Genomic DNA, 26,201 nt, shown 5'->3' on the forward strand with positions numbered 1-26,201 from the left:
CTTTTCCTGGAGGAAGCATGGAAAAAGATGCGTCGCTTTTACTGGAGGAGAGTGAGCTGGGGGGGCGGAAGCCCACGGGGCTAAGCCGCTACCTTCTCTTTGGCCTGGGGGTGGTCTGGAGCCTCTTCCAGCTCTGGGCCACGGAGCTGGGGACCCTGGACCCCTTGCGCCTCAGGGCGGTGCACCTGGCCTTCGCCCTAGCCCTGGCCTTTTTGGCCTACCCTGGCCGCCGGGGGCCTAGGGAGCGGGTTCCCCTTTTGGACTGGGCCCTGGCCCTCCTGGGGGTGGCGGGGGCGCTTTACGTGGTGGTGGACTACTACGGCATCACCCAGATCCGGGGGGGGATTCCCAGCGGAAGGGATGTCTTCTTTGGCTCCCTGACCCTCCTGGTCCTCTTCCTGGCCGCCTGGCGGGCGGTGGGGCCCGCCTTGCCCCTCATCGCCTCGGCCTTCATCCTTTACGCCCTCACCGGGCCCAAGGGGCTCATCCCCGTCCTCCTCCCCCCGTGGCTCCAGCTCCACGCCGGGAGCCAGTGGGGCCAGCTCATGGGCCAGCTCTACACCACCGCCGAGGGGATCTGGGGGGTGCCCCTGGGGGTTTCCGCCACGTTCGTTTTCCTTTTCGTTCTCTTTGGAGCTCTGTTGGAAAAGGCGGGGGCGGGACACTTCTTCATCCAGGTGGCCTATGCCCTCCTGGGCCACTTCCGCGGGGGGCCGGCCAAGGCCGCGGTGGTGGCCAGCGCCCTGACGGGGGTGGTATCGGGAAGCTCGGTCTCCAACGTGGTCACCACGGGTACCTTCACCATTCCCCTCATGAAGCGGGTGGGCTATCCCCCCGAGAAGGCGGGGGCGGTGGAGGTGGCGAGCTCCTCCAACGGCCAGCTCATGCCCCCGGTCATGGGGGCGGCGGCCTTCATCATGGCCGAGTTTTTGGGCATCCCCTACAGCGACCTGATCCTGATCGCCCTCATCCCCGCCCTCCTGGCCTACGCCACCTTGTTCATCACCGTGCACCTCGAGGCCCTGCAGCTGGGCCTCAAGGGCGTGCCCCGGGCGGAGCTTCCCCCCTTGGGCCCCATCCTGCGCTCTGGGGCCCACTACCTCCTCCCCCTGGCCTACCTCCTTTACGCCCTGGTGGGCCTCCGGCTTACCCCGGAGCGGGCGGCCTTGAACACGGTTTTCTTCATGGCCGCCTTGATCCTGGTCCAGGAGGCGTGGCGGGCCTGGCGGGGTGGCGCAGGCCTTACCTTTGGCCTCCTCCGGGGGGTGCGCCTCCTCCTGGAGGGCCTCGAGGCCGGCGCCCGGGGCATGGTGGGGATCGCCCTGGCCACGGCCACCGCCGGGGTCATCGTGGGTATCGTCACCATGACCGGGATCGGCTTCGGCCTCACGGACATCGTGGAGCGGCTTTCCGGGGGGAACCTGGTCCTGGTCCTTCTCCTGGCCCAGCTCACCAGCCTCCTCCTGGGCATGGGCCTCCCCACCACCGCCAACTACATCGTCATGGCCTCCTTGGTGGTGCCGGTGGTCTTGAGCCTTTCCGAGAAGGCGGGTTACCCGGTGCCCCCGGTGGCCGCCCACATGTTCGTCTTCTACTTCGGCATCATGGCCGACTCCACCCCCCCTGTGGCCCTGGCCGCCTACGCCGCCAGCGCCATCGCCAAGTCCGACTTCTGGAAGACGGCGGTGCAGGGCTTCGTCTACGAGCTGCGCACCGCCCTTTTGGCCTACATGTTCTTCTTCAGTCCCAAGCTCCTCCTCCTGGGGGTGGAAAGCCTGGGGGAGGGGGTCTGGATCTTCCTCTCCGCCCTTTTGGGCATGACCGCCTTCAGCGCCAGCCTGGTGGGCTTCCTGCACAAGCGCACCACCTGGCCCGAGCGGGCCCTCCTCATGGCTGCGGCCCTTACCCTGGTGGTGCCCGGGCTGGTCACCGATGCCCTGGGCCTGGGCCTTTTCCTCTTTGTCTACGCCCTGCAGCGGGTGCGAAAATGAAGGCGGTGGAGCCCATCATCCGCATCCGGAACCTGCACAAGTGGTTTGGCCCCTTGCACGTGCTCAAGGGGATCCATCTGGAGGTGGCCCCGGGGGAGAAGCTGGTGATCATCGGCCCCTCGGGTTCGGGGAAGAGCACCCTGATCCGCTGCATCAACCGCCTGGAGGATTTCCAGGAGGGGGAGGTGGTGGTGGATGGCCTGAACGTGAAGGACGAGCGGGCCCTGCGGGAGGTGCGGCGGGAGGTGGGGATGGTGTTCCAGGGGTTCAACCTCTTTCCCCACATGACGGTGCTGGAGAACATCACCCTGGCCCCCATGCGGGTGCGGGGGTGGAGCCGGGAGCGGGCGGAGGCCAAGGCCCTGGAGCTTTTGGCCCGGGTGGGGATTGTGGACCAGGCGCGGAAGTACCCGGGGCAGCTTTCCGGGGGTCAGCAGCAGCGGGTGGCCATCGCCCGGGCCCTGGCCATGGAGCCCAAGGTGATGCTGTTTGACGAGCCCACCAGCGCCCTGGACCCGGAGATGGTGGGGGAGGTGTTGGACGTGATGCGGGACCTGGCCCGGGGGGGGATGACCATGGTGGTGGTGACCCACGAGATGGGGTTTGCCCGGGAAGTGGCGGACCGGGTGGTCTTCATGGACGGGGGTCAGGTGGTGGAGGAGGGGAGGCCGGAGGCCATCTTCACCGCGCCCAAGGAGGAGCGGACCCGAGGCTTCCTCCAGCGGGTCCTGCACCATTAGGCCATGGGCGAGAGGACTCCCTGGCGGGAGCTTAGGGCCCTCCTGGACCCCAAGGCGGCGCTGGCCCTGCGCCGGCGGGGCTTATGGCTTTACGCTGCCTTTCTCCTCTTCCTGCATGGAGCCTTCCTGCTGCTGCTGGGCCTGGTTCTGCCCCCGGCGGCCCACCCAGCCCTCCTGGCCCTGGCCCTGGCCGGAGCGGGGTGGCTTTTCCACCTGGCCCGGGGGGCCCTAAGGGAGGAAGGCCCCCTGGCCCCCTTGGTGGCGGTGGGGTTGGGGGCTGGCCTCGTCTTCTTCCTGGGGGTGATGGGCCTTCTCCTCAGGCCCTTGGGCCTCCTCCTCCTGCCCTTGGGGGCCTTGGGCTTTGCCCACCTCCTCCTGCGGGCCGAGAAGGCCCTCAGCGCCTCAGGGCCCAGGCCAGGTCCTTGAGGCGCACCCGGGCCAGGGCCTGGATCTCCCCCAGGCGTTCCCGGGCCCGTTTCTGTCCCAGCTCGTAGACCAAGGGCAGGTGCCGGTGGTCAAAGGTGTCGATGGGGAAGGGGGGTTCCAGGGGGAGGACCAGGTCGGCCTCCCGGAGGGCCAGGGCCTTCAGCCGCCTGCGGCTGGCCTCTCCGGCCAGGAGGGCGGCCTCCAGGGCCGTCTTGGGAGCCTCCTGGGGCGGGGGGTTGGACACGTCCACCGCCACCACCTTGGGGAAGAGGGCCTTGGCGGCCCGCACCGGCACCTTCTCCGCCACGTCCCCGTCCACCAGGAGCCGCCCTTCCCAGGGGACGGGAGGGAAGAGGCCGGGGATGGCGACGCTGGCCAGTACCGCCTGCCATACCGGCCCTTCCCGCAGGACCACGGCCTCCCCTGTGAGGAGGTCGGCGGCCTGGATGGCCAGGGGGATGGGGCTGGCCTCGAGGCGGGCCTCACCGAAAAGGCGCTTTAGGCCTTCGGCCACCCGGGCGGCCTCCACCAGGGCAGGCCGGCGCAGGGCGGCGAAGAGGCGGGCCAGGGTGCGCAGGTTGCCCGTGCGCCTTAGCTCGGCCACCTCCCGGTCAAAGACCGCTTCGTGCACCTTCCAGGGGTCTTTGTGCCCGAAGGCCCAGGCGGCTGCTGCCAGGGCCCCGGCGGAGCTACCCGCCAGGCCCCGTATGGGGATGCCGGCCTCCTCCAGGACCCGGAGGACCCCCAGGTGGGCGTACCCCCGCACGCCCCCTCCGCCTAGGGCCAGGGCCACGCCGCGCATGGCTCAGTAGCCTAAGCTCAGTTCTTGGCTCTCCCTGACCAGCTCATCCAAAAGGGCCTGCCCGCGCTTCTTGGCCGCTTCCCGGTAGGCGAGCAAGTCTTGGACCTTCACTCGGCGGTGGCTTCCCACCTTGTGGTAGGGAATCTTTCCCTCTTCCAGAAGGCGGATGAGGTAGGGGCGGGATACACCCAAAAGCTCCGCCGCCTGCTGCGTGGTGAGCTCTGCCTCCAAGGAAACGACGCGCACGGGTTCCCCCTTCAGCAAGAGTTCAAAAAGTTGGCGCAGTGCCTTGGCCAGTTCCGGGGTAAGGGTAAGGGAAGCTGCGCCCAGGCGCAGCACCCGGCCGGGGATAAGCTCCTCCAAGAAGGACCGGAGCTCTTCGGGGGGTAATGCCTTGGGCAAGACCGAGATGGCCATAGCCCCCTTAGCCTAGCAGACAAACGAAATAAACGCAACTAGAATTTTCCCGGGTAGGCCGCCATGGCCTTGGCGAAGTTTTTGAGGCCAGCCCCTTCCAGGCTTTGCAAGAAGGCCTTGGGCTCCAGGGTTGACCAGGCGTCGCCGTGGGCGCCGCAGGGCCTGGAGGAGGGGGCTAGGCAGGAAGGGGTTGCGCACCAGCCTCTCGGTTAGCTCCAGCAGATAGGTGTCGGGATGCATGGCCACGAGTTCCCACGGTTCCAGCTTCTTTTGGGGAAAGTCCTTGGTGTTGAAGGTGAGGATGGCCTCGGCGCCTCCCCAGAAGGCGGCGGCCACCACGTGGCGGTCCTTTTCGTCGGGGAGATCCACGTGCTCCACCAGGGGCTCTTGCCAGGCCAGGGCTTCCTGCATTCGTAGGGGAATGGTCCGGATGCGCTCCCTGTCAAGTTCAGGGCGGGCTTGGAGAAGGTTGCTCATCCACTCCTCGTGCACCCGCTCGCTCCATTTGAGCCGGACCAGGTCGTTTAGGGCTAGCTCCATGAAGAGATCGCGGGTTGGTGCGGGGTAGAGCACGCACGCGTCCACAAAGAGCACCCTCGGCAGAGGGCTCATGGCGGCATTTTATAATGCGCCTATGCGTTTGCGGCCCTGCCTGGACCAGGTTCCCGGGGTCTTGGGGGAGATCGCCCGTCGGCGGGCCCTCGAGGTGGCCCCTTACCCTTTGCCTGAAGCCCCCCCTAGGCCCCCCTCCTTCCGGGAGGCCCTCCTGGCCCCCGGGCTTTCCCTCATCGCCGAGGTGAAGCGGCAGAGCCCTTCCGAGGGGCAAATCCGCTCCATAGACCCCGCGGAGGCCGCCCTGGCCTACGCCCGGGGTGGGGCCCGGGCCATCAGCGTCCTCACCGAGCCCCACCGCTTTGGCGGCAGCCTGGAAGACCTCAAGCGGATATGGGGGGCGGTGGACCTTCCCCTCCTGCGCAAGGACTTCGTGGTGGACCCCTTCATGCTGGCCGAGGCCCGCGCCTTTGGGGCCAGCGCCGCCCTCCTCATCGTGGCCCTTCTGGGGGAGCTCACCGCGGCCTACCTGGAGGAGGCCGGGCGGCTGGGCCTCGAGGCCCTGGTGGAGGTGCACACGGAAAGGGAGCTGGAGGTGGCCCTGGAGGCGGGGGCCCAGATGATCGGGATCAACAACCGCGACCTCGCCACCTTGCGCATCGATCTTGCCACCGCGCCCCGTCTGGGCCGCCTGGCCCGAGAGCGGGGCTTCGCTGGGGTCTTGGTGGCGGAGTCCGGCTACGCCCAAAAGGAAGAGCTCAGGCCCTTGGAGGGGCTTTTTGACGCGGTTCTGGTGGGGACCAGCCTCATGCGCCAACCCGACCTGGAAGCCGCCGTTCGGGAGCTTGTAGGATAGCCCCATGTGGGTCATCCCGGCGGTGGACCTCAAAGGGGGGAGGGCGGTGCGGCTCCGGGAGGGCCGGCCCGAGGCCGAAACCCAGTATGGCGACCCGGTGGAGGCGGCCTTGCGCTGGCAGGCGGAAGGGGCCAGGCTCCTCCACCTGGTGGACCTGGACCGGGCCCTGGGCCTAGGGGACAACCGGGAGGCCCTCCTGCGGGTGGCAGAAGCCCTACAGATCCCCTTCCAGGTGGGCGGGGGGGTGCGCTCCCTTGCGGCCTTGCGGGAGGTCCTCTCCTTTGGGGCCGTGCGGGCGGTGGTGGGCACGGTGGCGGTGAAGGATAGGGCCCTATTGGCCGCCATGCTGGGGGAGGTGGGCCCTGAGCGTCTGGCCGTGGCCCTGGATGCTCGGGGCCTCGAGGTGGTGGTATCGGGCTGGCAGGAGGCCACCCCCCTCTCGGCTTTGGACCTCCTTCGGGAATGGGCGGAGATGGGGGTGCGCACGGTGATCTACACCGATGTCCGCCGGGATGGGACCCTGGAGGGCCTGGACCTGGAGGCGGTGGCCCGGGTGCGGGGGGCCTGGCCCCACGAGCTCATCGCCGGGGGCGGCATCGCCGGACCCGAGGACCTCAGGGGCCTGGCCCGGCTGGGGGTGGAAGGGGCCCTGGTGGGCAAGGCCCTTTACGAGGGGCGGGTGCGCCTTCGGGACTTCCTCCAAGGGGTATCCTGAGGGCGTATGAAGCTCGCGGGCTGGGTCTTCCTCCTGGTCAGCCTCGGGGTAGGGGGGGCGGGGCTTTACCTTTACCTGGCCTTTCCCTTTTTGGCCCTACCCACCCCGTGGGGGCTCTGGCCCCTTTACCTGGTCCTACCCGGCGCCTACGCCTTGGGCCTATCCGTGGGGGGGCTTTACGCCTTGGCCCTGGGCCTGGGGGGGGTCCTGGGCCGGCGGGCCCTCCTCCGGGAGATCCGGCGGCTTCAAGGGGAGCTTAGCGCCTTGAAGCGGGAGCGGATAGAGGAGATCCCCAGGATCCCTGACCGGGAAGAGGCATGAGGGACCGGGTGCGCTGGCGGGTCCTGCCCCTGCCGCCCCTCTCCGAGTGGCGGGGGCTCATGGAGGCCTTCGGGATCGGCCCCGAGGCCGCTTTGGCCTACTGGCACCGGGGGGTGCGGCGGCGGGAGGAGCTGGAGCCCGTCTTGAAGCCCCTACCCCTGCAGGGCCTGGAAGGGGCGGTGGACCTCCTCCTTAGGGCCATCCGGGAGGGGAAGCGCATCCGCATCCACGGGGACTACGACGCCGACGGCCTGACCGGCACGGCCCTGCTCCTAAGGGGCCTGAGGGCCTTGGGGGCCGAGGTCCACCCCTTCATCCCCCACCGCCTGGAAGAGGGGTACGGGATCCTCATGGAGCGCGTCCCCGAGCACCTCGAGGCCGCCGAGGTCTTCCTCACCGTGGACTGCGGCATCGCCAACCACGCGGAGCTCAAGGAGCTGGTGGAAAACGGGGTGGAGGTGCTGGTCACCGACCACCACACCCCCAAGGATACCCCGCCCCCGGGCCTGGTCCTCCACCCCGCCTACACCCCAGGCCTAGGGGAGCACCCCACGGGGGCCGGGGTGGCCTTTACCCTCCTTTGGGCCCTCCACGAGCGCCTGGGGCTTCCCCCGCCCCTGGAGTACGCGGATCTGGCGGCGGTGGGCACCATCGCCGACGTGGCCCCCCTTTGGGGCTGGAACCGGGCCCTGGTGCGGGAGGGCCTGGCCCGCATCCCCACCTCCCCCTGGGTGGGGCTCAGGCTCCTGGCCCAGGCGGTGGGGTACACGGGCAAGGCCGTGGAGGTGGCCTTCCGCATTGCCCCCCGGATCAACGCCGCAAGCCGCCTGGGGGAGGCGGAAAAAGCCCTAAGGCTCCTCCTTACGGATAGCGAGGCCGAGGCCCAGGCCCTGGTGGAGGAGCTTTCCCGCCTGAACGCCCGCCGCCAGGCCATAGAGGAGGCCATGCTGAAGCGCCTCCTGCCCCAGGCTGACCCCGAGGCCAAGGCCATCGTTCTCCTGGACGAGGAGGGCCACCCCGGGGTGATGGGCATCGTGGCCAGCCGCATCCTGGAGGCCACCTTGCGTCCGGTCTTCCTGGTGGCCCAGGGCAAGGGGACGGTGCGGAGCCTGTCCCCGGTGAGCGCGGTGGAGGCCTTGAGGAACGCAGAAGACCTCCTTCTGCGCTATGGGGGCCACCGCGAGGCGGCGGGCTTTGCCTTGGATGAGGCCCTTTTCCCGGCCTTCCGGCGGCGCATAGAGGCCTTTGCCGCCCGTTTCCCCGACCCGGTGCTGGAGGTTCCCCTTTTGGGGCTTTTCCCCCCTCCTTCCCAGCTCCCCGAGGTCTATGGGGCCCTCCAGGCCCTGGAGCCCTTCGGCGCGGGGAACCCCGAGCCCCTTTTCCTCCTGGCGGGGCCTCCCGAGGAGGTGCGCACCCTGGGGGAGGGCAAGCACCTGGCCTTCCGCCTGGAAGGGGTGCGGGTGGTGGCCTGGCGCATGGGGGAGAGGCCTCTCCCCCAGGAGGTGGAGGCGGCGGTCCTCCTCACGGAGAACCGCTGGAACGGCACCGTGAGCTACGAGGCCCAGGCCCAGGACTTCCGCGAGCCCGGGGAGCTCCTTGGGGGGGTGGAGCCCTTTGCCTTCCCCCTGCCCCTGGGGGAGGCCCTGGCCCGGGCCCGCCTGGGGGAGGGGGTGTACGTGCCGGAGGACAACCCTGAAGGGCTGGCCTACGCCCAGAGGGCAGGGTTCCGCCTCCTGCCCCCGGAGGAGGCCTCCTTGTGGCTTGGCCTGCCGCCCTCCCCCGTGCGGGTGGCGCGGGTGGGGGTGGCCCTGGGCCCGGCTGCCCGGGAAAGGCTTAGGGCTCTTCCTCCCCTGTACACCCCCGAGGAGCGGCTCAAGGCCCTCCTCCGGCGCCGCCTTCTCTTCGCCTACGAGCGGGGGCATGCGGGTATTTTCAGCGAGGCCCTTTGGGCCTACTGGGAGGTAAGCCGTGTACAAGCAGCCGCGGGAAGCCCATGAGGCGCGGATCTACACCCAGGCCTACCGGGTCTACGGCCTGATCCACCTGGTGCCCGGCTCAGGCACCGCCGACCTCCTGAACCAGGAGCGGCCCTACCTGCCGGTGACGGGGGCCTTGCTCTACACCCCCGGGTACCGCCACCCCCCAGAGGCCAAGGAGCTCAAGGCCAGCACCGGCTTCCTGGCCCTACGCAAGGAGCGGATCCAGTGGGCGGTAGGGGGGAGGCCCGCCGAGCCCCGTACCAGCCCCACCCTCCTGGAGAGGCGCCGCCTGGCCTTCCTCTTCGGGGAGTACCTGGTGGCGGGGGAGCTCCTCCTTCCCCGGGGGGTGCGGCTTTCCGACCACCTCTCCCAGGCCAAGCCCTTCCAGACCCTCCTCGAGGCCCGCCTGTACACCCTTTCCCCCGACAAGGCCATCGTGGAGCTCTCCCCGGTGGAAAGCTTCCCCTTCGTCACGGTGAACCTCCGCCAGGCCGAGGCGGTGGCCGAGGCCCCCGGGGAGGCCCATGATCTCCGGCTCACCCTATTTGGCTGAGGGCCTCGCGGATCCGGGCGGCCTGGTCCAGGTTTTCCCTTAGCCGTGCTTCCTCCGCCTCCACCACCTCCTTGGGGGCCTTCTCCCGGAACCCGGGGGCGGAGAGCTTCCTTTGGCTTCGTTCCGCCAGGTCCAAGAGCTCCTTCAGGCGCTTTTCCTGGCGGCGCTTCCACGCCTCCACGTCCAGAAGGCCCTCCAAGGGCATGCGCACCGTCACCTTGGGCATGGCCTTGACCAGGGCCTTGGCCGGTGCTTCTTGCAGGAGCTCGGCCCGGGCCAGGAAGCGGAAGACCTCCAGTTCCGCCATCACGGCCTGGGTCTCCCCCTCCAGGAAGACCCGGACCTCCTGGCCTGGGGGCAGGCCGGCCTCGGCCCGCAAGGCCCGCACCGCGGACACCGCCTGCTTTAGGGCCTCAAACCGGGCCTCGGCTTCCGGGTCCTCCTCCCCTTGGACCTCCGGCCAGGCCTCCAGGGCCAGCTCCTCCACCCCCCTAAGGGCCTGGTAGAGCTCGCTGGTGAGGAAGGGCATGATGGGGTGGAGGAGCTTGAGCAGGGTGGCCAGGCTCTCCTCCAGGGTCCTTAGGGTGTAGGCGTTCCCCGCCTTGAGGGCCGGTTTGCTGGCCTCGAGGTACCAGTCGCAGAACTCGCTCCAGACCAGCTCGTAGACCTCCCGGGCGGCCTGGGCCAGGTCCAGGGCCTCGTAAAGGGCGGTGATCTCCCGCACCCCCCTTTGCAGGCGGGAGCGCATCCAGCGGTCGGCCAGGCTGGGCTCTTCCGTGCGGGGCTGGAAGCCTTCCCGGGCCAGGAGGACGAAGCGGGCGGCGTTGTAGAGCTTGTTGGCGAAGTTTTTGGCCATCTCCAGCCAGCGCAGGTCCAGCCGGATGTCCTGCCCCCCCGTGGCCAGGTAGGTGAGGGCGAAGCGGAGAGCGTCCGCCCCGTAGCGGGCCACCATCTCCAGGGGGTCAATGACGTTCCCCTTGGACTTGGACATCTTCTGGCCCTTCTCGTCCAGGACCAGGCCGTGGAGGAGCACGGTCTTGAAGGGCCTCTCCCCGCGGAAATGGTAGCCGGAGACCTCCATGCGGGAAACCCAGAGGAAGAGGATGTCGTAGCCGCTGACTAGGACATCCCCGGGGTAAAAGGCCTTCAGGTCCTCCGTCTCCTCGGGCCAGCCCAGGGTGGCAAGGGGCCAGAGGGCCGAGGAGAACCAGGTGTCAAAGACGTCCTCGTCTCGCTTGAGCCTCGCGCTTCCGCAGGCTTGGCAGGCGCTGGGGTCTTCCAGGTAGCGTTCCGGGGGAGGGACGTTCACCTGGCCGCAGTCCTCGCAGTACCAGGCGGGGATCTGGTGCCCCCACCAGAGCTGGCGGGAGATGTTCCAGTCCCGCACCCCTTTGAGCCACTCCAGGTTGACCCGTTTCCAGCGCTCGGGCACGAAGGCGATCTCGTCCCCCTCCAGGCCCCGGATCACCTTTTCCGCCAGGGGCTTCATGGAAAGCCACCACTGGGGGAAGATGGCGTACTCCAGGGGGGTGCCGCAGCGGGAGCAGGTGGCCATCTGGATGGTGTAGTCCTCCTCGGCCAGGAGGTGGCCCGCCTCCCGAAAGAGCTCCACCGCCTTCTTGCGGGCGGCGAAGCGCTCGAGGCCCCTCAGGACCTCGGGCACCCTCTCCCCCTCCATCCGCCCTTGGAGGTTGATGACGGAAACCGGCTCCAGGCCGTGGCGCTCCCCGATCTCGTAGTCCAGGGGGTCGTGGGCCGGGGTCACCTTGAGGGCCCCGGTGCCGAACTCCCGCTCCACCGCCGGGTCGGCCAGGATGGGGATGGGGATCCCCGTGAGGGGGATGCGGGCCTTGCGGCCGATGAGGTGCTGGTAACGCTCGTCCTCGGGGTGGACGGCGATGGCCTGGTCGGCGAAGACCGTCTCCGGGCGCACGGTGGCGATGGCGATCTGGCCGCCCCCCTCCACCTCGTAGGCCAGGGTGTAGAGCTTGCCGGGGGTGGGCTCGGTCTCCACCTCCAGGTCGGAGAGGGTGGTTTCGCACCGGGGGCACCAGTTGACCAGCCTGGGGGCGCGGTAGGCCAGGCCCTCGTGGTAGTAGCGGCTAAAGGCGTAGCGCACCGCCCGGGAACGCTTCTCGTCCATGGTGAAGGCTTCCCGGCTCCAGTCGGCGCTGGCCCCCAGGCGCTTCAGCTGCCGCAGGATAGTCCCCCCGGACTCCTCCTTCCAGCGCCAGACCCGCTCCAAGAAGGCCTCCCGGCCCAGGTCGTGCCGGGTCTTGCCCTCTTGGCGGAGGAGCCTTTCCACCACCACCTGGGTGGCGATGCCCGCGTGGTCGGTGCCGGGGAGCCAGACCGCTTCAAACCCCCGCATGCGCTTGTAGCGGATGAGGGCGTCCTGTAGGGCGTTGTCCAGGGCATGGCCCATGTGCAGGCTTCCCGTCACGTTGGGTGGGGGCATGAAGATGACGAAGGGCTTTTTGCCGCTATGGGGGTTGGCGACAAAGGGGCGGTTCGCCCACTTCTCCGCCCACTTGGGCTCCACGGATTGGGGGTCGTAGGCCTTGGGTAGGTCCATGCTACCCACCACTTTACCCGGGAGGAGGCCCTTTAGGCGGGAGGTTCTTCCAGGGCGTAGAGGTAATACCGCCCCTCCCCCAGGGTGAAGAAGGCGTCCTCGTAGGCCAGGCCCTCTATGGGGGTCTCAGGGGGGAGGGAGAGGGCGGTCTCCCCCACCTGGAGGCCTTGGGGCAGGACCCGGAGCACCCCCCGGGCCACTTCCACCCCCTCGGCCTCGGGGTCGTTGAGGGGGGTGTAGAGGAGGCGGACGGGGAGGCCCTGGAGGCTATGGAGGACGTTGCTGGGGTCCTGGAAGGGGGCCCGGTGGAGGAGGCGCTCGGCCACCTGGGCCACCTCCCCCAGGAGGGCGTAGCGGTCCAGGGGCAGGAGGGCCTTGCCGCTTTGCAGGAGGATGAGGAAGCGCTCCTTCTCCTCGGGGGTGAGGCGGAGGGGGGCCTTGTGGTTCCCCACCCGGGGGTCTTGGTCCAGATCCCCTTCCAAGAGGGCCCTGGCCGCCTGCAGGGCCTCTTCCTGGGTGGGGTAGAGGCTATAGGGGTTCACCTTGAAGAGGAGCTCGTGGCCCCTGGGCCCTTGCACCAGCCAGGCCAGGTGGAGTTCAAAGAAGGGCTTTTTCTGCCACTCGGGGTGCACGGGAAGAGTATAGGGGAAGGGGAGGGGGTAGGTCCTCTCATTGTGCCTTCACCTCTTGCCCAAAGCTATATCCGGGTACTATGTACACGTCAAAACCTCCATAGGGCATAACCCCAAGGGACTTCCGCGCCTTCCTCCCCCTGCACCCCAGAGGGCAAGCGCCCAAAGGGTGAGCAGGTCCAGCCCCGCCCGGAAGAGGCTCTGTCCCAGCCTCCCGTGCTTCTTGGGCCTCACCGGACGCACCCGGTGCAGCACAAGCCCCGTCCGAAACGCCCACACGAAGGCCAGGCTCAAGGGGACCAAAAGCCGCGAAAGCCTCTCCCCCCGCGTCACGTGCGTGGCCTCCAGGTCAAATCCCCGCCCCTTCAGGGCCCCAAAGAGCCGCTCTATCCCCCACCTGAGCCCGTACACCTCCAGCACCCGGTGAGGGTCCAGGTCCGTAGCCACAATCAGCCACTCCCGGACCCCAAGGCGCAACCCCACCACCCACATGCGCCGCCCGTAGACCCAGTACCGCCGCCTGGGCACCCGGCTCTCTCCCACCTTCAGGGAGGCAAAGAGCTCCCAGGCCCGAGGGCCCGAGCCCAACCGCCACATCCGGGTGTTGGCCTTGATTCGGATGCACCGGGGGATGCCCTTCTCCTCCAGGTACCGGAACCACGCCTCCCCTATGAACTCCCGATCCGCCAGGAACCCCTCCACCCGGAGGTGGGGGAAGTGGGCCCTCAGGAAAGCCAAGGCCCTCTCCATCAGGGCGATGCGTTCGGGGGTGGAGGAGTTGCCGTCGTGGGGAAGGAAGCTCCAGAACAGGGGGACGGCCAGGCCTTGGTACAGGAAGGCCAGCATCAGGAGGTTGACCTTGCTCTTCCCCAGCTCCCACTCGGTCCGGTCCATGACCAGGAGGAGCCCTTGGGGTCGGAGGAGGGCGAAGATGAAGCGGGCATAGCCCTCCCCGTCCAGCCCCGGCCAGGCCAAGAACCGCTGGAACCTTCGGTAGGCGGAGCGGGGGTCAGGGCTGGCTATGGAGCCGAGGGAAAGAGCGAGTCTGGGGCCGCTTGTGGTGCGGGCGGTGACCAGAGCCATCACCAGGGCGGCCAGGAAGGTGAGGCGCCTGAGGTCGGCCTTCCAGTATCGCTTCAAGGCGTTGATGAGTGGGGTAAGCTGTTCCATGGGGACCACCTCCTATGGGTACCTGCCCATCCACGTGGGCGCAGGTCCATCCTAAAGGGGTGGTCCCACGTTTTGACGTGTACTGAGATCCGGGTATACCCTAAGCCCGGTATGGCGCTATCGGAAGAGCGGGTCCTCGAGGCCCTGCGCACGGTGATGGACCCCGAGCTGGGCAAGGATCTGGTCTCCCTGGGCATGGTGGGGGAGATCCGGCTGGAGGGGGGCAGGGTGGACCTCCTCATCCAGCTCACCACCCCCGCCTGCCCCCTCAAGGGCCAGATTGAGGCGGAGATCCGGCGGGCCTTGGCCCCTTTGGGCCTCGAGGAGGTCCGGGTGCGCTTCGGCGGCGGGGTGCGCCCCCCCGAGCAGTATCCCCTCCCCGGGGTAAAGCACGTGGTGGCGGTGGCCTCGGGCAAGGGGGGGGTGGGGAAGAGCACCGTGGCCGCCAACCTGGCCCTGGCCCTGGCCCGGGAGGGGGCGGCGGTGGGCCTTCTGGACGCCGACCTCTACGGCCCGAGCCAGGCCAAGATGTTCGGCCTGGAGGGGGAGCGGCTCAAGGTGGACCCCCAGCGCCGCATCCTGCCCCTGGAGGCCTATGGCCTCAAGGTCCTCTCCATCGCCAACATCGTGCCCCCCGGCCAGGCCATGATCTGGCGGGGGCCCATCCTCCACGGCACCCTCAAGCAGTTCCTGGAGGAGGTGAACTGGGGGGAGCTGGACTACCTGGTGGTGGACCTCCCCCCGGGCACGGGGGACGTGCAGCTTTCCCTCACCCAGCTCACCCGGGTTTCCGGGGGGGTGATCGTCACCACGCCCCAGGAGGTGGCCCTGATCGACGCGGAAAGGGCCGCGGACATGTTCAAGAAGGTGCAGGTGCCCATCCTGGGGGTGGTGGAGAACATGAGCCACTTCCTCTGCCCCCATTGCGGGCAGCCCACCCCCATCTTCGGCCAAGGGGGGGGACGCCGGTTGGCGGAAAGACTTAAGACCCGCTTCCTGGGGGAGATCCCCCTTACCCTTGCCGTGCGGGAAAGCGGGGACCAGGGGCGGCCCATCCTGGTGGCGGCCCCGGAAAGCCCCGAGGCCGAGGCCTTCCAGAAGGCGGCCCGGGAGCTGGCCGGCGCCCTGAGCGTGCAGAGCTTCATCGCCCTGCCCATGGCCTGATATGGCGCTTCTCCTGGAGGGCACCAAAGAGCGGGTTCTGGACCTCCTAAGGCTCCGCCCCCGCACGGCCAAGGAGGTGGCCGAGGCCCTTGGGGTGAGCCGGGCCGCGGCCCAGCGGCACCTTCAGGACCTCGAGGCCCGGGGCCTGGTGCGCTCCGAGGTGCGGCGGTGCCCGGGCCGGGGGCGGCCCCACCGGGTCTACCGGGCCCAGGACCAGGGGGCCCCCTACGCTGCCCTGTGCGGGGATGTCCTGAAGGGCTTGGAGCGGGCCCTGGGGCGGGAGGCGGTGGTGGCCTTGCTCCTGGAGCGGAACCGGGCCCTCTTCGCCCCCCTTCGCCTGGAGGCCCTGCCCCTTAAGGAAAGGCTCCTTCGCCTGGCCCTCTTCCTCAAGGAGCAGGGCTACGAGGCGGAGGTGGTGGAGGAGGGGGGGCGCCTTTACCTCTGCCAGCGGCGCTGCCCCAAGCTGGCCCTCTCCCGGGAGCACGCCGCCCTTTGCGAAAGCGAACTCCTGGCCTACCAGGAGCTTTTGGGCCTCCCTTTGGTGCGGGAGGAGCGCCTGGCCGAGGGGGGGAGCTGTTGCCGCTACCGGATAGAATGACGGGGTGTGGGTTTACCGTCTGAAGGGCACCCCAGCCGACTGGGAACCCTGGATCCCCGAGCTCTTCCAGCGGGGGGCCCGGGGGCTTTGGGAGCGGGAGGGGGAGGTCCTGGCCTACTTCCCTGCCCCCTTGGACCTTCCCTTTGGTGGGGCGTGGGAGGAGGTTCCCGACGAGGATTGGCTCGAGGCCTGGCGGCGGGACCTCAAGCCCGCCCTGGCCCCGCCCTTCGTGGTCCTGGCCCCGTGGCACGCCTGGGAGGGGCCGGAGATCCCCCTGGTCATTGAGCCGGGGATGGCCTTCGGCACCGGCCACCACGAGACCACCCGTCTGGCCCTTAGGGCCCTGGCCCGGCACTTGCGCCCCGGGGAGCGGGTTTTGGACCTGGGCACGGGCTCGGGCATCCTGGCCATCGCCGCCGCCAAGCTGGGGGCCGAGGCCTTAGGCGTGGACATCGACGAGGCCGTCCTTCCCCTGGCTGAGGCCAACGCCCGGGGGAACGGGGTGGCCGTGGGCTTCCAGAAGGGGAGCCTGGAGGAGGCCTTGCCCCAGGGGCCTTTCGGCCTGGTGGTGGCCAACCTCTTCGCCGAACTCCACCAGGCCTTCGCCCCCCTTTACCCCCAGGCCCTGGCCCCGGGGGGGCGGCTCCTGCTCACGGGCATCCTACGGGAAAAGCTTCCCTTGGTGCGGGAGGCCTTGGCGGGCAGGGGACTCAGCCTTCTGGAAGAGGAGGCGGAAGGGGAGTGGGCCCTTCTGGCCTACCGGAGGTGAGGGATGCGCCCCCACCGCGCCTACAGCCCCGGGCTTACCGGGGTCCTCTCCTTGCGGGAAAGCCGCCACCTCTTGGAGGTCCTGCGGGCCCAGGTGGGGGACCGGTTCACGGTGTTCGACGCCGAGCGGGAGGCCTTGGCCGAGGTGGTGGACCTGGGCCCCCCTGTGCGCTACCGCCTCCTGGAGGAGCGCCGCCCCGAGCGGGAGGTGGGGGTGGAGGTGGTCCTCTACATGGCCCTCCTCAAGGGAGACAAGCTGGCGGAGGTGGTGCGGGGGGCCACCGAACTCGGGGTGACCCGGGTGCAGCCCCTCATCACCCGCCACACCGTGCCCAAGGAGATGGGGGAGGGGAAGCTGAGGCGGCTTGAGGCCATCGCCGTGGAGGCGGCCAAGCAGTCGGGGCGGCTTAGGGTCCCTGAGGTCCTTCCCCCCATCCCCTTAAGGGCCGTGCCCCCCGTGGCCCATGGCCTCCTAGCCCACGTGGGGGCAGGCCGCCGGGTGGGGGAGGTCCTGGATCCTGGGAAGCCCCTGGCCCTGGCCGTGGGCCCGGAGGGGGGGTTTGCCGAGGATGAAGTGGAGTTTCTCCAGGAAAGAGGCTTCGTCCCCGTGACCCTGGGCCGGAGGATCCTGCGGGCAGAAACCGCCGCCCTGGCCCTTCTGGCCCTCTGCACCGCGGGGGAGGGGCGATGAGGTTCCCTTTGGCCCTTTTCCTCCTGGTGGTTCTCTCCGCCTGCCGCTACACCTTCTTGCCCCTAGACCCCGGCCGGCCCCCCGCCCCGGAAAGGCCCTTCGCCGTGGCCAGGCTCCAGCCTATGGGCCAGGAGGCCCTTCTCCTCCTCCAGGTGGAGCGCTGGCCCCTACCCGGCTACCTCCACCTCCGCTGGTTCCGGGAGGAGACCCTGGTCTTGGAACGGGCCCTTTTCCTGGAAGGCCCCGGGGCCTACCGGCTGGCCTTTCCCCTGGCCCCGGGGTACCACCGCCTGGTGGGGCTCTATGGGGGTGGGGTCCTCTTTCAGCTGGACCTGGGGGCCCCGGCCCTACCGGACCCCGATGAGGAGGAGAAAGAGGGGAATCGTTAGGAAGGCCAAGAAGGTGGAGACCACCACGCTCCGGGCTACCCTTAGGGCATCCCCACCGAACTCCTTGGTCATGAGGAAGGCGTTCACCGCCACCGGGGTGGCGGACTGGAGGACCAGGACCTGGTGCTCCAGCCGGGGCAGGTCCAGGAGGAACCCCACCCCATAGGCCAGAAGGGGGGCCAGGAGGAGCCTGAGGCCGCTCGCCACCCCTTCAAAGGCCCCCACCTGGAAGCGGGTCTGGCCCATCTGCATCCCCAGGGTGAGGAGGAGGACGGGGATGGCCGCCTGGCCCATGAGGCGTATCCCTTCGTCCAGCCGGAAGGGAAGGGTTATCCCCAAGGCCTTGAGGAGGAGGCCCAGGAAGAGGGCATAGAAAAGGGGGAGGCGCAGGGTGAAGCGGAGGCCCTCCTGAAGCCCGCCGCCCCGGATGAAGGCCGGGCCCAGGCCGAACATGACCACGCTGGAGAGGATGAAGTAGACCACGGCCCGCCTCAGCCCCTCCTCCCCCAGGGCGAAGAAGGTGAGGGAGAGGCCCATGTTGCCGGAGTTGGGGAAGAGGCTGCAGACCAAAAGCCCCTTGGTGGCCTCAGGGGAGAGGCGCAAAAGCCTCCCCCCTCCCCAGATGGCCAGGAAGAGGAGGGCGTAGGTGAGGGAGAAGCCCAGGGCCAGGCCCAAAAGCCCTTCCCGCGAGTACTCCGCCCGGTACATGGCGTCAAAGATGAGGGCGGGCACCAGGAGGTAGAGGGTGAGGCGGCTCAGGGTGGTGAGGTCCATGGGCACGCGCCTTCCCAGAAGGTAGCCGGCCAGGACCACCAGGGCCACGGGGACCACGGTGTTGAGGAGGGCCTGCATGTGGGGCATTCTAAGGGCATGGGGGAATACCTGGCCCTGGCCGAGGCCATCCGGGGGGTGCTCCTGAGGGGGGCCGAGGCCCCGCCCAGGCAGGTCCTACCCATCCCTGGGGGGCAGTTTCTGGTGATGCCCGCCGCCGATGCCGAGGTGGCCCTGTGCAAGCTGGTGACCGTGGAGGTGGGGAAAAGCCCCAGCGTGCGGGCCGAGGTCTGGGTGAGGCGGCTTGGAAGCGAGGAGGTGCTCCACCTGCCGGGGGAGGAGCTCACCCAGAAGCGCACCGCGGCCCTCTCCCTCCTGGCGGCCCGGCTTCTTGCCCCCAGGCGGACGGGGGCCTTGCTGGTGGTGGGGCCGGGGGCCCAGGGGGTGGCCCACCTCGAGGCCTTCGCCGAAGGCTTCCCCCTCACCCGGGTCCTGGTGCGGGGGAGGGGGCGGGAGAGGGTCCTGGCCTTTCTGCAAAGGGCCCAGGAGCTTGGGCTTGCGGCGGAGGAGTGGACGGGGGAGGAGGTCCCGGAGGACGTGGCCTTCGTGGTCACCGCCACCCCAAGCCCCACCCCCGTCCTGCCCGAGCGGGTGCCGGAAGGGGCCTTCATCGCCGCGGTGGGAAGCTACCGCCCGGGGATGCGGGAGGTGCCCGCGCCCCTGGTGGCCCGGGCCGCCCTTTACGCCGACACTGAGGCGGCCCTTAGGGAAGCAGGAGAACTGGTGGGCCTAGGGAAACCGGTGGTGACCCTTAAGGAAGCCCTTTTGGGCCAGAGGGCCGAAGGGGAGCCCGTGCTCTTCAAGAGCGTGGGCCACGCCCTCTTTGACCTGGCGGCGGTGCGCCACCTTCTGGGCTTGGACTAAAGCCGCACCACGATCTTGCCGGTATGCCCCCGGTCCAGGAGGGCCTGGAAGGCCCTTTCCGCCTCGAGGAAGGGGAAGACCGCCCCCACCACGGGCCTAAGCTCCTTCCCCAAACGGGGGAGGAGGAAGGCCAAGGCCTCTTCCACAAGGGGCCTTTCCCGCAACAGGGGGGCCAGCCAGAAGCCCAGGACGGCCAGGTTCTTCCGCATGAGGCGCAAGGGGTTGAGGGGGGCCACCTCCCCCTCGGCGGCCCCGATGTAGACCAGCCGCCCCCCGGGCCTGAGGAGGGAGAGGCTTTCCTCCAGGTCCTTTCCCCGCACCTCCAGGACCAGGTCCACCCCGCCCAGCTCCTTGGCCACCTGGGGGAGGGCCTCGTAGGGGGCCACGGCCTCCGCCCCCAGGGCCTGGGGCAGGGGGAGTTTCTCCGGCCTCGAGGCCGCCGCCAGGACCCGAAGCCCCAAGGCCTTGGCCACCTGAACCGCCGCCGTGCCCAAGGCCCCAGCCGCCGCCTGGACCAGGACCCACTCCCCGGGCCTGGCCCCCGCCTGCCGCAGGGCCAGGTAGGCGGTGAGGAAGGAAACCGGGTAGGCGGCGGCCTCCTCGGGGGAAAGCCCTTCGGGCACGGGCAGGAGGGCTTCTTCCGGCACCGCCACCCGCTCGGCCAAGGCCCCGTGGCCCATGAGGGCGGCGTACCGCCTTTCCCCCACCTTCCCCACCGCCTCCATGCCGGGCACGAAGGGAGGGTGGAGGCGGGTCAGGTAGCCGCCTAGGCGCAGGAGGTGGTCGGCGAAGTTGAGCCCCACCGCCTCCACCTCCAGCACCACCTCCCCCGCCTTGGGGGAGGGTTCGGCCACCTCCTTGAGCGCCAAGGGAGCCCCCAGCTTTTCCTGGATCCAGGCCTTCATGGGGGAAGTTTACCCCCTTCTGACCTTTTGCTATCCTCGGGGATGTGACGGAGAAGAACCTCGCCCGCTTCTATCAGGCCGCCCAGGAAACCTGGAGCCAGCTCCCTCCCCAGGCCCGCTTCCGCCCCCTTGAGGACGGCAAGGTCCTGGCCCGCTACGCCTCCTTGATGGAGGGCTGGACCGAGGAGGTGGTCCAGGGGTTTTACGACACCCTCTTCGCCCACCCCGCCACCAAAAGGGTCTTCCGGGAAGGGGAGCGCCCGGAGCGGGAGAAGACCTTGAGGGACTGGTACCTGCGCACCCTAAGGGGCCCCTTCAACGGCCAGTACTTTGCCTGGCAGGCCCTGGTGGGCCTGGTGCACGTGCGCCGGGGGGTGACCAACGGCATGATGGCCGCCATGTGGAACTGGCTGACGGGGACCGTGGCCCAGAAGGCCCGGGAAACCCTCCCGGCGGAGGAGGCCCGGGCCCTGGAGGACGCCTGGCGCCGCCTGGCCTTCACCGTCATGGCCCTCATCGCTGAGGAGTACCTGGAGGCCTACCTCGAGGCCCTGGCCCTCACCTGGGGGGAGGACCCCCGGGTCTTCCTGGAAAGGGCCCAGGAGGCCGCGGCCCGGCTTCTGGCCCAGCTTACCCCCTCCTAGCCCTTCACCGACCCCGCCAGGAGCCCCCGCAGGAAGTACCGCCCCAGGAAGATGTAGACCAAAAGGGTGGGCAGGGCGGCCAGGATGGCCCCGGCCATGGGCAGGTTCCACTTCACCGCCTCCCCTCCCGCCAGCTGGGCCAGGGCCACGGTGATGGGCTGGCTTTCGGGACGGGTAAGGGTGACGGCGAAGAGGAACTCGTTCCAGATCTGCGTGAACTGCCAGATGGCCACCACCACGAAGGCGGGGGCGGAAAGGGGCAGGATCACGTGGCGGAAAACCCCAAAGAACCCGGCCCCATCCATGCGGGCGGCCTCCACCAGCTCGTCGGGGATTTCCGAGTAGTAGTTCTTGAAAATCAGGGTCACGATGGGGATGCCGTAGACCACGTGCACCAGGACCAGCCCCCCCAGGGTTCCGTAGAGGCCGATGGCCTTCACGAACTGGAAAAGGGGGATGAGGACGCTCTGGTAGGGGATGAACATCCCGAAGAGCATGAAGGCGAAGAGGAGGTCCGAACCGCGGAAGGGCCACTTGGCCAGCACATAGCCGTTTAGGGCCCCCACCAGGGCGGAAAGCAGGGTGGCGGAGAGGGCCAGCACCAAGGAGTTTTGGAACTTGGGCCGGAAGGCTTCCCAGGCGATGCGGAAGCTCTCCCAGTAGACGGGGTCAGGCCAGCGCCAGACGGTATCCAGGGTGATCTTGGCGGGCTCCTTGAGGGCGGTGAGGACCACCAGGTAGACGGGCAGGAGGAAGAAGCCCGTCATGAGGAGCAAAAAGGCGTAGAGGAAAATCCGTCCCATCAGCGCCGCACCTCCTTCCTCAGCTGGCTCGCCAGGTAGGGGATGACCACCCCCGCCACCAGGAGGAGGAGGAGGATGCCGATGGCGGCCCCCTTGGCGAACTGGTTCCCCCGGAAGGCCAGGAGGTACATGTAGATGGCCGGAACGTCGGTGGGGGCATAGTCCAGCCCGGCCATGGCGAAGATGAGGTCAAAGATCTTCAGGGCAATGTGCCCCAAGACGATCATGGCCGAGAGGGTGATGGGGGCCAAGAGGGGGAGGATCACATGGCGGTAGGTCTGCCAGGGGCTGGCCCCGTCTACCTTGGCCGCCTCCAAGACCTCCACCGGGATCCCCCTGAGCCCCGCCAGGTAAAGGGCCATGGTGTACCCGGACATCTGCCACACCGCCGCCAGGATCACCCCCACCAGGGCCAGGCTGAACCCGTGGGGCTCGGGGTAGGGGAGGAGGTGGACGCGGCTGCCCACGGTCAGGGCCCAGAGGAGGAGGACCCCTCCGGAAAGGAGGGCCCAGAAGCGCCGCCTTTTTTCCCCTTCCCGGTGGGCCCGCCAGGCCACGTAGAGGAGGACAAGCCCCACCACCCAAGCGGTGTAGAGGGGCAGGCGGTTCCAGTCAAAGACCAGGACCTGCTCCCGGGTGGTGAGCCAGGGGAAGGCCAGGGGGGGTAGGCCCAAAAGGGTGGGAAGGACGTTCACCCCTCCTTGGGGCTGGAGGAGCCAGCGCCAGATGGTGCCCGTGACGACGAAGGAGAGAGCCATGGGGAAGAGGAAGACCGTGCGGAAAAACCCCTCCCCCCTGGGGCCTTGGTCCAGGGCCACCGCCAGGAGGAGGCCTAGGCCCAGGCTTCCCGCCATGAAGAAGAGGGTGAAGAAGACCAGGTTGATGACGCTTTGGCGGAAGCGGGTCTCCACGAAGCCGGTGAAGAGCTCCCGGTAGTTTTCCAAGCCCACAAACTGGAGTTCCGGCCTAAGGGCTAAGGCCTGGGCGGGATTTTTCCCCCAGTCGGTAAAGGAGACCCAAAGGTTCTGCCCGATGAACCCGTAGACGAAGATCCCCACCGCCACCAAGGAGGGGAGGAGGACCAAAAGGGCCGTGATGCGGTCGCGCATGCTGCCTCGGGGAAAACCCCGTGGGGGTAAAGCCCCCACGGGGCCGAAGGGGCCTTACCGGCCCAGGCCCACCTGGTTGGCGATGGCCTGGGCGGCGTTGGCCGCCGCCTGCGGGTTTTTGCTCTGCAGGAAGATTTCCATCACCGTGCCGAACTGGCTCATGAAGCTCTCGGGGGCCACCGCCCCGTGGACCAGGGAGCCCACGATGCGGTTGGACTTCCAGTCCTTCATGGCCGACTGGCCGTAGGCGTTGTACTTGGCCGGGTCGGAGTCCAGCCGGGCGGCGATGGAACCCTTGAGGGGGTTGAAGGTGTCCTGCCCCTCCTTGGAGCCCACCAGCCGGAGCCAGTTGAGGGTGTTCTGGCGGTTCTTGGCCCCCTTGGGCAGGCCGAAGGAGTCGGAGAGCATCATGAAGATCCCCGAGGTGCCGGGGGAGGGAGCCCAGGCGAAGTCGGTGCCGGGGCGGAGCTTCAGGGTGGTGGCCATGTAGCCCGCGGCCCAGTCCCCCATGATGTTGAAGGCCGCCTGGCCCTGGACCACCCGGTCCACGGCCTGCTGCCAGGAGAGGCCAGCGGCGTCCTTATTGGCGCAGTCCAGCACCTTGCCGAAGGTTTCCCACACCGCCACCGCCTTGGGGTCGGTGAACTTCAGCTTCCCGTTCCAGAGGTTGTTCCAGCCGTCCGCCCCCAGGAGGGCCAGGGCCACGCTCTCCCAGAGGTGCTGCTGGGTCCAGTTCTCCCCTAGGGCCAAGGGGGCCTGCAGGCCCTTGCGCTTGAGGGTTTCGCAGGTGGAGAGGAACTCGGCCCAGGTGCGGGGCGGGTTCACCCCCCATTCCCGCAGCTTGGCGGGGATGTACCACATGACGTTGGAGCGGTGGATGTTCACCGGCACGCTCCAGATCCCGCCCTTGTAGGAGATCAGGTCAATGAGCCCCTTGGGGAAGGCCTGGAGCCACCCCTCCTGGCGGAAGAGGCCCGTGAGGTCCTCCATCCTGTCGGCCACCACCCAGGTACCGATGAGCTCCATGCCCGCATGCACCTGGAAGCTATCGGGGGGGTCACCGCCCAGCATCCTGGTCTTGAGCACCGCCTTGGCGTTCACCCCGGCGCCCCCGGTGACCGTGGCGTTGATGACCTCCACGTTGGGGTAGCGTTGCTTGTAGAGCCGGATGAGGGCCTCGAGGGCCGGCCCCTCGTCCCCCGCCCACCAGGAGAAGATCTCCAGCTTGCCCGTCTGGGCCAGGGCGCTAAGCCCCAATACCATGCCGATCGCCCAAAGCCACTTCCTCATACCTACCTCCATTGCGACGTGGGCTTTCCGCCCACAGGCCGCCCAGCTCAAAGAAGCGGGCCAGAAACAGGCTGGCCCCTCCTACCGCCGCCGCCAGATGCCCGTAGGCCGAGGGGTGCACCGGGAGGGAGCGGTGGGTGGGCAAAAAGGCGTGGGCCTCGAGGGCCTGGCGTAGGGGTTCTTCCAAGAGGGGGAAGAGCTCTGCGGCCTTCCCCCCCACCACCACCCGGGCCGGGTCGTAGGCCACGGCCAGGTTGGCCACGAACCGCCCCAGGGCCTCGCCCAGTTGGCGGATGACCTGTAGGGCCAAGGGGTCGCCCTCCCGGGCCAGGGCGTGCAGGGCGTCCCAGTCCCCTGCCTTCCCCCCCAGGGCCTGGTAGCGGGCCAGGAGGGACCCCAGGCCCAGCTCCCGCTCCAGGCACCCCCGGCGCCCGCAGGCGCAAAGGGTTTCCCCGCTCCCCAGCCAGTGGCCCACCTCCCCCGCCGCCCCCCCGGTTCCCCGCAGGAGGCGGCCTTCGGCCACCACCCCCACCCCCAGGCCCGTGCTGAGAACCAGGTAGGCCAGGTTGGCCTCACCGTGGAAGAACACCTCGGAGAGGGCCGAGGCCTTGGCGTCGTTTTCCGGCAGGACGGGGAAGGGCAGGGGGGCAAGGAAGGGCTTTAGGTCCAGGTCCTCCCAGCCCAGATTGGGGGCCTTGAGCAGGCGTAGCCCCACCACCACCCCGGGCAGGGTGAAGCCCAGCCCCAAGGCCCCTTGGGCCCGGGGGAGGACCTCCTGCCAAAGCCGTTCCAGGCGCTCCTTGGGCCCGGCTTGGGGGGCGTGGCGCCACTCCAGGGTCCAAAGCACCTCCCCCCGCCAGTCCAGGGCCAGGAGGACCGTACCCTCCACCCCCACCTCGGCCCCCAGGGCGAAGCGGGCTCGAGGGCGCAGGTGGAGGAGGGTGCCGGGGCGGCCCACAGGGGGTGAGGTGAAGGCCCCCTCTTCCAGGAGGCCTTCCTGCAAAAGCTCGTCCACCAGGCGGCTCACCGCGCTCTTGGCCAGGCCGGTAAGGCGGGAAAGCTCCGCCCGGGTGAGGGGGCCCCGCCGCAGGTGGCCCAGGATGGCCCGGCGGTTGAGCCTGCGGATTTCCTGCGTATCCCCCTTGCGCACCCCACCTCCTTAGTTCGTTCTCAGGACTAAGTAAATCACCCACCGGGTTTCCCGTCAAGCCCTTGCCTTTTGCCAAGCTTGGCCTTAGCCTCCTCTTAAGGCCCGCTAGGGCCCTAAAGCCAGGTCCCGTTGCCCTGGTGCCTGGGCGCGTAGTCCAGGCTTAAAGTGGGGAAGTCCGGTGCAAGTCCGGCGCTGTCCCGCAACGGTAACCGGCCCCGCACCATGCCTTCCGCCGCAGGCCGGAAGCCCGAATACCTGCCAGGGCCGCCCGCCATGCCCCATGGGCGGGCACCTCACGCGGATGGGGGGAGCGATGGGGGTGCACCCGCGGTATGCGCCCCTGCCGTTTTCCCGGCAGGGGTTTTCCCTACCTCCCCCGGGCCTGGCCCTAGCGGCCTTAGGGAGGTAGGCATGAAAAGGGTACTGGCTCTCTTGGCGGTTTTCTTGGCCTTGGCTTGGGCTTTCCCCCTTACCCTCACCGACGACCTGGGGCGCACGGTGACCCTGAAGGCCCCCCCCAAGCGGGTGGTTTCCATGCTCCCCTCGGTGACGGAAACCCTTTGCGCCCTGGGGGCTTGCGACCGCCTGGTGGCCACCGACGACTACTCCGACTGGCCCGAAAGGGTGAAGGCCCTGCCCAAGGCCGGGGGGCTTTACAACCCCAACCCCGAGCTCATCGTTTCCTTGAAGCCCGATCTGGTGCTGGTTTCCAAGTATGGCCGCCTCTACGAGACCCTGGAGCGGGCGGGGCTTGCGGTCTACGCGGTGCGCACCGAGACCTACGAGGACATCTTCCGCACCACCCGCACCCTGGGCCGGCTCCTGGGGATGGAGGCCCAGGCGGAGCGCCTGGTGGCCCAGATCCAGCGGGAGGTCTACGGGGAGGAGTCCCGGGCCGCCCAGGCCAAGGCCCGTCCCCGGGTGTACTACGAGATCGATCCCACCCCCTACACCGTGGGGCCGGAGAGCTTCATCGGGGTGCTCATCGCCAAGGCCCGGGGGGTGAACATCGTTCCCAAGGAGCTGGGCCTTTTCCCCAAGATCGCCCCCGAGTTCGTGGTGGAGAAGAACCCCGAGGTCATCGTGGCCACCTACCCCAACGCCCAGGAAACCCTCCGCACCCGCCCGGGCTGGAGCCGGGTGAGCGCGGTGCAAAGGGGGCGGATCTGCGTCTTCACCGGAGGCCAGGACAGCCTCCTCTCCCGCCCCGGCCCCCGGGTGGCCCAGGGGCTTAGGCTTCTGGTGGACTGCTTCCACGGACGGTAG

General features: G+C 69.0%; 28 protein-coding genes and 1 riboswitch. Of the genes, 16 read left to right on the top strand and 12 right to left on the bottom strand.

From position 1 onward, the window contains the following. The first annotated feature begins 17 nt into the window (after positions 1-17). The 3 genes from TCCBUS3UF1_RS04765 to TCCBUS3UF1_RS04775 are packed head-to-tail and all read left to right on the top strand — an operon-like array spanning position 18 to position 3,157. The gene (locus tag TCCBUS3UF1_RS04765; RefSeq protein ID WP_014515374.1) at positions 18-1,991 is read left to right on the top strand and encodes a TRAP transporter permease; all 1,974 of its coding nucleotides are present in this window, start codon (positions 18-20) and stop codon (positions 1,989-1,991) included. Further along, entirely contained in the window at positions 1,988-2,731 is a 744-nt protein-coding gene (locus TCCBUS3UF1_RS04770; RefSeq protein ID WP_014515375.1) for an amino acid ABC transporter ATP-binding protein, read from the top strand. The genes TCCBUS3UF1_RS04765 and TCCBUS3UF1_RS04770 overlap by 4 nt, the downstream gene beginning before the upstream one ends. 3 nt (positions 2,732-2,734) lie before the next feature. Next, positions 2,735-3,157 carry a hypothetical protein gene (locus TCCBUS3UF1_RS04775; RefSeq protein WP_014515376.1) on the top strand — a complete coding sequence of 141 codons (423 nt, stop codon included), beginning with the start codon at positions 2,735-2,737 and terminating at the stop codon, positions 3,155-3,157. Here TCCBUS3UF1_RS04775 and TCCBUS3UF1_RS04780 read toward each other — a convergent pair. Genes TCCBUS3UF1_RS04780 through TCCBUS3UF1_RS04790 form a run of 3 tightly spaced genes read right to left on the bottom strand, consistent with a single transcriptional unit; the run spans position 3,126 to position 4,988 of the window. Further along, positions 3,126-3,959 (bottom strand): patatin-like phospholipase family protein, encoded by an 834-nt coding sequence (locus tag TCCBUS3UF1_RS04780; RefSeq protein WP_014515377.1) that lies wholly within the window; start codon positions 3,957-3,959, stop codon positions 3,126-3,128. The genes TCCBUS3UF1_RS04775 and TCCBUS3UF1_RS04780 overlap by 32 nt on opposite strands. Before the next feature lie 3 nt (positions 3,960-3,962). Then, positions 3,963-4,376, bottom strand: coding sequence for a helix-turn-helix domain-containing protein (locus TCCBUS3UF1_RS04785; protein ID WP_014515378.1), 414 nt, complete (start codon positions 4,374-4,376; stop codon positions 3,963-3,965). 12 nt (positions 4,377-4,388) lie between these two features. Next, positions 4,389-4,988, bottom strand: a complete 600-nt coding sequence (locus TCCBUS3UF1_RS04790; RefSeq protein ID WP_231291416.1) for a PIN domain-containing protein — start codon at positions 4,986-4,988, stop codon at positions 4,389-4,391. 28 nt (positions 4,989-5,016) lie between these two features. On the opposite strand from TCCBUS3UF1_RS04790, the gene trpC reads away from it, so the two are divergent. Genes trpC through TCCBUS3UF1_RS04815 form a run of 5 tightly spaced genes read left to right on the top strand, consistent with a single transcriptional unit; the run spans position 5,017 to position 9,352 of the window. Continuing rightward, entirely contained in the window at positions 5,017-5,784 is a 768-nt protein-coding gene (trpC, locus tag TCCBUS3UF1_RS04795) for an indole-3-glycerol phosphate synthase TrpC (protein ID WP_041433972.1), read from the top strand. Positions 5,785-5,788: 4 nt separating this feature from the next. Then, positions 5,789-6,499: a 1-(5-phosphoribosyl)-5-[(5-phosphoribosylamino)methylideneamino] imidazole-4-carboxamide isomerase gene (locus TCCBUS3UF1_RS04800; RefSeq protein ID WP_014515381.1), complete on the top strand. Its 711-nt coding sequence runs from the start codon at positions 5,789-5,791 to the stop codon at positions 6,497-6,499. Positions 6,500-6,505: 6 nt separating this feature from the next. Beyond that, positions 6,506-6,820, top strand: coding sequence for a hypothetical protein (locus tag TCCBUS3UF1_RS04805; protein ID WP_014515382.1), 315 nt, complete (start codon positions 6,506-6,508; stop codon positions 6,818-6,820). Beyond that, entirely contained in the window at positions 6,817-8,817 is a 2,001-nt protein-coding gene (locus TCCBUS3UF1_RS04810) for a DHH family phosphoesterase (RefSeq protein WP_041433767.1), read from the top strand. Before TCCBUS3UF1_RS04805 ends, TCCBUS3UF1_RS04810 begins: the two co-directional genes overlap by 4 nt. Continuing rightward, positions 8,789-9,352: a hypothetical protein gene (locus TCCBUS3UF1_RS04815; RefSeq protein WP_014515384.1), complete on the top strand. Its 564-nt coding sequence runs from the start codon at positions 8,789-8,791 to the stop codon at positions 9,350-9,352. The genes TCCBUS3UF1_RS04810 and TCCBUS3UF1_RS04815 overlap by 29 nt, the downstream gene beginning before the upstream one ends. On the opposite strand, the gene TCCBUS3UF1_RS04820 is transcribed toward TCCBUS3UF1_RS04815, so the two are convergent. The 3 genes from TCCBUS3UF1_RS04820 to TCCBUS3UF1_RS04830 form a co-directional block, all read right to left on the bottom strand. Further along, positions 9,336-11,927 carry a valine--tRNA ligase gene (locus TCCBUS3UF1_RS04820; RefSeq protein WP_014515385.1) on the bottom strand — a complete coding sequence of 864 codons (2,592 nt, stop codon included), beginning with the start codon at positions 11,925-11,927 and terminating at the stop codon, positions 9,336-9,338. The two genes, TCCBUS3UF1_RS04815 and TCCBUS3UF1_RS04820, sit on opposite strands and share 17 nt — an antisense overlap. A 32-nt stretch (positions 11,928-11,959) precedes the next feature. Continuing rightward, positions 11,960-12,559, bottom strand: coding sequence for a hypothetical protein (locus tag TCCBUS3UF1_RS04825; protein WP_014515386.1), 600 nt, complete (start codon positions 12,557-12,559; stop codon positions 11,960-11,962). A 78-nt stretch (positions 12,560-12,637) separates the two neighbouring features. After that, complete coding sequence (locus TCCBUS3UF1_RS04830; protein ID WP_014514485.1) at positions 12,638-13,729, bottom strand: IS4 family transposase; 1,092 nt, start codon at positions 13,727-13,729, stop codon at positions 12,638-12,640. A 111-nt stretch (positions 13,730-13,840) separates the two neighbouring features. On the opposite strand from TCCBUS3UF1_RS04830, the gene TCCBUS3UF1_RS04835 reads away from it, so the two are divergent. Genes TCCBUS3UF1_RS04835 through TCCBUS3UF1_RS04855 form a run of 5 tightly spaced genes read left to right on the top strand, consistent with a single transcriptional unit; the run spans position 13,841 to position 17,339 of the window. Next, a complete protein-coding gene (locus tag TCCBUS3UF1_RS04835) occupies positions 13,841-14,893 on the top strand; it encodes an Mrp/NBP35 family ATP-binding protein (RefSeq protein WP_014515387.1) in 1,053 nt (350 codons plus the stop codon). A 1-nt stretch (position 14,894) separates the two neighbouring features. Further along, positions 14,895-15,491, top strand: a complete 597-nt coding sequence (locus tag TCCBUS3UF1_RS04840; RefSeq protein WP_014515388.1) for a metalloregulator ArsR/SmtB family transcription factor — start codon at positions 14,895-14,897, stop codon at positions 15,489-15,491. A 4-nt stretch (positions 15,492-15,495) separates the two neighbouring features. Continuing rightward, positions 15,496-16,260, top strand: coding sequence for a 50S ribosomal protein L11 methyltransferase (locus TCCBUS3UF1_RS04845; protein ID WP_014515389.1), 765 nt, complete (start codon positions 15,496-15,498; stop codon positions 16,258-16,260). Positions 16,261-16,263: 3 nt separating this feature from the next. Further along, entirely contained in the window at positions 16,264-16,950 is a 687-nt protein-coding gene (locus tag TCCBUS3UF1_RS04850) for a 16S rRNA (uracil(1498)-N(3))-methyltransferase (protein WP_014515390.1), read from the top strand. After that, positions 16,947-17,339: a hypothetical protein gene (locus TCCBUS3UF1_RS04855; protein WP_014515391.1), complete on the top strand. Its 393-nt coding sequence runs from the start codon at positions 16,947-16,949 to the stop codon at positions 17,337-17,339. Before TCCBUS3UF1_RS04850 ends, TCCBUS3UF1_RS04855 begins: the two co-directional genes overlap by 4 nt. On the opposite strand, the gene TCCBUS3UF1_RS04860 is transcribed toward TCCBUS3UF1_RS04855, so the two are convergent. Then, positions 17,298-18,200, bottom strand: coding sequence for an AEC family transporter (locus tag TCCBUS3UF1_RS04860; RefSeq protein ID WP_155983264.1), 903 nt, complete (start codon positions 18,198-18,200; stop codon positions 17,298-17,300). The two genes, TCCBUS3UF1_RS04855 and TCCBUS3UF1_RS04860, sit on opposite strands and share 42 nt — an antisense overlap. A 9-nt stretch (positions 18,201-18,209) precedes the next feature. Between TCCBUS3UF1_RS04860 and TCCBUS3UF1_RS04865 the strand changes: the two genes are divergently transcribed. Beyond that, positions 18,210-19,034, top strand: a complete 825-nt coding sequence (locus TCCBUS3UF1_RS04865) for an ornithine cyclodeaminase (RefSeq protein WP_041433768.1) — start codon at positions 18,210-18,212, stop codon at positions 19,032-19,034. Here the strand turns inward: TCCBUS3UF1_RS04865 and TCCBUS3UF1_RS04870 are convergent. Further along, entirely contained in the window at positions 19,031-19,939 is a 909-nt protein-coding gene (locus tag TCCBUS3UF1_RS04870) for an NADPH:quinone oxidoreductase family protein (protein WP_014515394.1), read from the bottom strand. The genes TCCBUS3UF1_RS04865 and TCCBUS3UF1_RS04870 overlap by 4 nt on opposite strands. A 44-nt stretch (positions 19,940-19,983) precedes the next feature. Between TCCBUS3UF1_RS04870 and TCCBUS3UF1_RS04875 the strand changes: the two genes are divergently transcribed. Then, on the top strand, positions 19,984-20,583 hold the full coding sequence (locus tag TCCBUS3UF1_RS04875) for a protoglobin domain-containing protein (protein ID WP_014515395.1): 600 nt from the start codon (positions 19,984-19,986) through the stop codon (positions 20,581-20,583). Here the strand turns inward: TCCBUS3UF1_RS04875 and TCCBUS3UF1_RS04880 are convergent. From TCCBUS3UF1_RS04880 to TCCBUS3UF1_RS04895, 4 genes are read right to left on the bottom strand one after another with little or no spacing between them, the layout of a single operon-like run. Next, the gene (locus TCCBUS3UF1_RS04880; protein ID WP_014515396.1) at positions 20,580-21,386 is read right to left on the bottom strand and encodes a carbohydrate ABC transporter permease; all 807 of its coding nucleotides are present in this window, start codon (positions 21,384-21,386) and stop codon (positions 20,580-20,582) included. The two genes, TCCBUS3UF1_RS04875 and TCCBUS3UF1_RS04880, sit on opposite strands and share 4 nt — an antisense overlap. After that, positions 21,386-22,495 (bottom strand): carbohydrate ABC transporter permease, encoded by a 1,110-nt coding sequence (locus tag TCCBUS3UF1_RS04885; protein ID WP_041433769.1) that lies wholly within the window; start codon positions 22,493-22,495, stop codon positions 21,386-21,388. Before TCCBUS3UF1_RS04885 ends, TCCBUS3UF1_RS04880 begins: the two co-directional genes overlap by 1 nt. A 54-nt stretch (positions 22,496-22,549) precedes the next feature. Beyond that, complete coding sequence (locus TCCBUS3UF1_RS04890; protein ID WP_014515398.1) at positions 22,550-23,785, bottom strand: ABC transporter substrate-binding protein; 1,236 nt, start codon at positions 23,783-23,785, stop codon at positions 22,550-22,552. After that, positions 23,742-24,935, bottom strand: coding sequence for an ROK family transcriptional regulator (locus tag TCCBUS3UF1_RS04895; protein WP_014515399.1), 1,194 nt, complete (start codon positions 24,933-24,935; stop codon positions 23,742-23,744). The genes TCCBUS3UF1_RS04890 and TCCBUS3UF1_RS04895 overlap by 44 nt, the downstream gene beginning before the upstream one ends. A gap of 118 nt (positions 24,936-25,053) precedes the next feature. Further along, positions 25,054-25,213, top strand: a riboswitch (cobalamin riboswitch). 133 nt (positions 25,214-25,346) lie between these two features. Between TCCBUS3UF1_RS04895 and TCCBUS3UF1_RS04900 the strand changes: the two genes are divergently transcribed. After that, the gene (locus TCCBUS3UF1_RS04900) at positions 25,347-26,201 is read left to right on the top strand and encodes an ABC transporter substrate-binding protein (protein WP_014515401.1); all 855 of its coding nucleotides are present in this window, start codon (positions 25,347-25,349) and stop codon (positions 26,199-26,201) included.

The organism is Thermus sp. CCB_US3_UF1, from assembly GCF_000236585.1.
In the GTDB taxonomy this organism is placed as follows: Bacteria; Deinococcota; Deinococci; order Deinococcales; family Thermaceae; genus Thermus.